Annotated in this window: 4 protein-coding genes and 1 pseudogene; 2 read left to right on the plus strand and 3 right to left on the minus strand. The window is 74.8% G+C overall.

Annotated features, from left to right (window positions below; all coding sequences use genetic code 11):
• On the minus strand, positions 1 to 554 hold a 554-nt coding region (locus GTW67_RS08445), incomplete at its 3' end, for a DUF2510 domain-containing protein (RefSeq protein ID WP_237518740.1).
• Between the two features lie 245 nt (positions 555 to 799).
• Between GTW67_RS08445 and GTW67_RS08450 the strand changes: the two genes are divergently transcribed.
• Positions 800 to 1,213, plus strand: a complete 414-nt coding sequence (locus GTW67_RS08450) for an SsgA family sporulation/cell division regulator (RefSeq protein WP_161164188.1) — start codon at positions 800 to 802, stop codon at positions 1,211 to 1,213.
• A gap of 16 nt (positions 1,214 to 1,229) precedes the next feature.
• On the opposite strand, the gene GTW67_RS08455 is transcribed toward GTW67_RS08450, so the two are convergent.
• Positions 1,230 to 2,651, minus strand: coding sequence for an FAD-linked oxidase C-terminal domain-containing protein (locus tag GTW67_RS08455; RefSeq protein WP_161164189.1), 1,422 nt, complete (start codon positions 2,649 to 2,651; stop codon positions 1,230 to 1,232).
• A gap of 92 nt (positions 2,652 to 2,743) precedes the next feature.
• On the opposite strand from GTW67_RS08455, the gene GTW67_RS08460 reads away from it, so the two are divergent.
• Positions 2,744 to 4,153, plus strand: coding sequence for a tetratricopeptide repeat protein (locus GTW67_RS08460; RefSeq protein WP_161164190.1), 1,410 nt, complete (start codon positions 2,744 to 2,746; stop codon positions 4,151 to 4,153).
• Between the two features lie 23 nt (positions 4,154 to 4,176).
• Here the strand turns inward: GTW67_RS08460 and GTW67_RS08465 are convergent.
• Positions 4,177 to 4,335 (minus strand): annotated as a pseudogene (locus tag GTW67_RS08465) (4-hydroxyphenylpyruvate dioxygenase); the annotation flags it as partial.

Here is a 4,335-nt window from a genome sequence, read left to right on the forward strand (position 1 = left end):
TGGGCGCCGGCCTGATCGCCGTACGCGGAACCCGCGTTGGCAGCCCCGGCCGCAGCGGGCTGGGCGCCGGCCCGATCGCCGTAGCCCGACGCGGCGCCGGCGGACCCGGCGGACTGGGCGTCGGCCTGATCCCCGTACGCCGCCCCCGCGTCGGAGGCCCCGGCGGCAGCCGGACCCGCGTGCGGGACCCTCGGGTCGGTGCCCTGGGCGTTGGGCCACGCGACGCGCGCGTTGCCGGGGTGTGCCGCGGGGTCGGCGCCCCAGGCGGAGGCGGGCTCGGGACGGCTGCCGTGCTGGGACGCGGCACCGGGGGGCGGTTCCTCGACGGGATCCTCGTCGAAGAAGTGCGGCCCGGTCTCCTCCACCAGGGCGGGTGCCGCGGGCCGCACGCCGGGCGGCGGGGCGAGCGGCTCACCGTCCTTGGGCGCCGGCCGGCTCGTGCCGGCCACCCAGGAGGCACCGTTCCAGTACCGGACGTATCCAGGAATGGACGGGTCCGGGTAATACCCTTCGCGGGGCCTGTCGTCGCCGGGGGCCGGGGTTGGGGCGCTCATGTCCGTCGTCCCGTATCTGCTCGGGGGTTGATTTGGGGGGCTCCACATCTATCAGACCGGCGCAACCCGTACGGCCAGTCCCGCCGTACCCGCCCCTTTCCGGGCAACCTCGTGCACGGACTTCACACGGACGGGGAAAAAAGTTCCGCGAACCCGCGTAACGCTCACGGCCCGGGCCGCTCTCCCTCGTGCGGGCCCACCACGGACCCGCCCGCGCGGACCGTACGAGAGAGGACCCATCCGCCATGCACACCACCGTCGTGGAGCGCGAGCTGGAGCTGAGGCTCATCCTGTCGCCCGAGTACAGCGTCCCGGTCCCGGCGAGGCTCACCTACCTCGCCGACGACCCCTACGCCGTGCACGTCACCTTCCACATCGACTCCGGCCGCCCCGTGTACTGGACGTTCGCCCGCGAGCTGCTGGTGGAGGGGGTGTTCCGGCCGTGCGGGCACGGGGACGTGCGGGTGTGGCCGTCGAAGGCCGACGGCCGCAGCGTCGTCCTGATGGCGCTGAGCAGCCCGGACGGCGACGCCCTGCTGGAGGCGCCGACGGCACAGGTGTCGGCCTGGCTGGAGCGGACCCTGCGGGCGGTGCCGCCGGGGACGGAGGCCGGGCAACTGGCCCTGGACGACGGGCTGGCCGAACTGCTCGCCCGCTAGTGCGGGGAGTGCGGGGTCAGAACAGCTTGCCCGGGTTGAGGATGCCGAGCGGGTCGAAGACCTGTTTGACAGCCCGCTGCATCTCCAGTCCCACCGGGCCGATCTCGCGCGCCAGCCACTCCTTCTTCAGGACGCCCACACCGTGCTCGCCGGTGATGGTGCCGCCCAGTTCCAGGCCGAGGGCCATGATCTCGTCGAAGGACTCGCGGGCGCGCCGGGACTCGTCGGGGTCGGCGGCGTCGAAGCAGACGGTGGGGTGGGTGTTGCCGTCGCCCGCGTGGCAGCAGACGCCGATGGTCAGGCCGTACTTCGCGGCGACGCGCTCGATGCCCGCCAGCATGTCGCCGAGCCGGGAGCGCGGCACGCAGACGTCGTCGATCATCGTCGTGCCCTTCACCGCCTCCAGGGCCGTGAGGGACAGGCGCCGCGCCTGGAGGAGGAGTTCGGACTCGGCCGCGTCGTCGGCGGGGACCACCTGCGTGGCGCCGGCGGCCTCGCACAGCGCACCGACGGCGGCGAGGTCGGCGGCCGGGTCGGTGGTGTCGAAGGCGGCGAGGAGCAGCGCCTCGGTGGTCTCCGGCAGCCCCATGCGGGCGAGGTCGTTGACGGCCTTGACGGTCGTACGGTCCATCAGTTCGAGGAGGGACGGCACGTGCCCGCCCTCCATGATCGCGCAGATCGCGTCGCAGGCGGCGGACGCGGAGGCGAACTCGGCGGCCAGCACCAGCTGCTCGGGCGGCTTGGGGCGCAGCGCGAGGACGGCCCGGACGACGATGCCGAGGGAGCCCTCGGAGCCGACGAAGAGGCGGGTGAGGTCGTACCCGGCGACGCCCTTGGCGGTGCGGCGGCCGGTGGACATCAGGCGGCCGTCGGCGAGGACGACGTCGAGGCCGAGGACGTACTCGGCGGTCACCCCGTACTTGACGCAGCACAGGCCGCCCGAGGCGGTGCCGATGTTGCCGCCGATCGTGCACGTCTCCCAGCTGGAGGGGTCGGGCGGGTAGTACAGGCCGTGCTCGTTCACCGCGCGGGAGAGCGTGGCGTTGACGACGCCCGGTTCGACGACGGCGACGCGGTCGACCGGGTTGATCTCCAGGATGCGGTCCATCTTCGTGAGGGAGAGGACCACGCAGCCGTCGGTGGCGTTGGCGCCGCCGGACAGGCCGGTGCGGGCGCCCTGCGGGACGACGGGGACGCGCAGCGCGGTGGCGGTGCGCATGACGTGCTGCACCTCCTCCACGGTGCGCGGCAGGACGACGACGGCGGGGGCGCCGGCCGGGCAGAAGCTCGCCATGTCGTTGGCGTAGGAGGCCGTGACGTCGGGGTCGGTGAGGACGGCCTGGGCGGGCAGGCCGGCGAGCAGCCGGTCGACGAGGGTGCCGGTGACCGCCGTGGCTGCGTCTTCGTCGCGAGGCGCTTCGATACGGCTCATGATCACAGCGTGTCACCCGGGGCCATCGGTGTGAACCCCGTCGACGGCACCCTTCGCCTGTCCCGGTGTGCTCGTCGTACTGGCGCACAGTGAGCGTCATGGACTTCCACACGTCGAGTGTCCTGCCGGGCCCGCGGAAGCGGCGCGTGCGCCGGGTGCTGATCGCCTCCGCCGCCGGCTGCGTGGTCCTCGGCGGGGTGCTGGTGCTGCTGCCGGGGGGCCGGGGCTCCGCTCCCCCGCCCGCGCCGGGCCCGGCGGCGCTGGCGCGCGGCGCGGTCACCGGCGGGGCACCGGCCGCCCTGGCGGACCTGGCGGCGCTGATCGGCGACCGGGAGAACCGGCTGCGGGCGCATCCGCTGGACGGGCCGTCGTGGGCGGTGCTGGGCGCGGCCTACGTGGAGCAGGGCCGGCGGACCGCGGACGCCGCGAACTGGCCGAAGGCCGAGAAGGCGCTGCGTACGTCGCTGAAGGTGGGGGCGCGCAACGATCCGCAGGCCCTGGAGTCGCTGGCGGCGCTGGCGGTGGAGCGGCGGGACTTCACCGCGGCGCGGAAGTGGGGCGAGAGCGCGGTGAAGCAGGCGCCGAAGCGGTGGACGGCGCATGCGGTGCTGATCGACGCGTACACCGGGCTGGGCGACCACGAGGCCGTGGGGCGGGCCCTGGACCGGATGCGGAAGCTGCGCCCGGGTCTGCCGGCGGTGCGGGCGCGGGCCGCCACCGTCTACCGGGACCGGGGCTGGGGGGAGGACGCGGCGGCGCAGCTCTCCGACGCGGCGGCCGCCGCCGGGGCGCCGGCCGAGCGGGCGGCGTATCTGGAGCAGGCCGGGCGGCTGGCGTTCGAGCGCGGGGACCGGGAGGCGGCCCTGCGCTACTTCCGGGAGGCGCTGCGCACCGACCCCGACGAGCGGGCCGCGCAGGCCGGGGAGGGCGCGGCGCTGGCGGCGCTGGGGCGGACGACGGAGGCGCTGAACGCCTACCGGGCGGCGCTGGCCAAGCGGCCGTGCCCGCGGTACGCGCTGGAGCTGGGCGAGCTGTACGAGTCGCTGGGCCTCGGGCAGGCGGCGCGGGTGGAGTACGACCTGCTGCGGGAGCGGGTGCGGGGCGCCGAGGAGGCCGGGGCGGACGAGGACCTGGTGATGGGCCGGTTCGAGGCGGACCACGGGGACGCGGCGGCGGCGGTGGAGCGGCTGGAGGCCGAATGGGCGCGGCAGCCGGGGATCGCGGTGGCCGACGCGCTGGGCTGGGCGCTGTACCGGACCGGCGACCACGAGGAGGCGCTGCGGTTCGCGGCGATCGCGACGGACGTCGAGCACGGCGGGGTGCGCAGCGCCCCGCACCTGTTCCACCGGGGGATGATCGAGCGGGCGCTGGAGCGGCACGGGCCCGCGCGACGCCATCTGCGGGAGGCGCTGATGATCAACCCGTACTTCTCACCGCTGGGGGCGCCCGAGGCGCGGCGGGCGCTGGCGGAGCTGGGCGAGCCCTCGGTGGAGGGCCCGCCCGACTGAGATCCGCCTTTGCAGAGCTGGTGTCAGAGGTTGCCGCGCTTCTCCTGCTCGCGCTCGATCGCCTCGAACAGGGCCTTGAAGTTGCCCTTGCCGAAGCCCATCGAGCCGTGGCGTTCGATCATCTCGAAGAAGACGGTCGGCTTGTCCTGGACCGGCTTGGTGAAGATCTGGAGCAGGTAGCC

The organism is Streptomyces sp. SID5910, from assembly GCF_009862125.1.
Classification (GTDB): domain Bacteria; phylum Actinomycetota; class Actinomycetes; order Streptomycetales; family Streptomycetaceae; genus Streptomyces.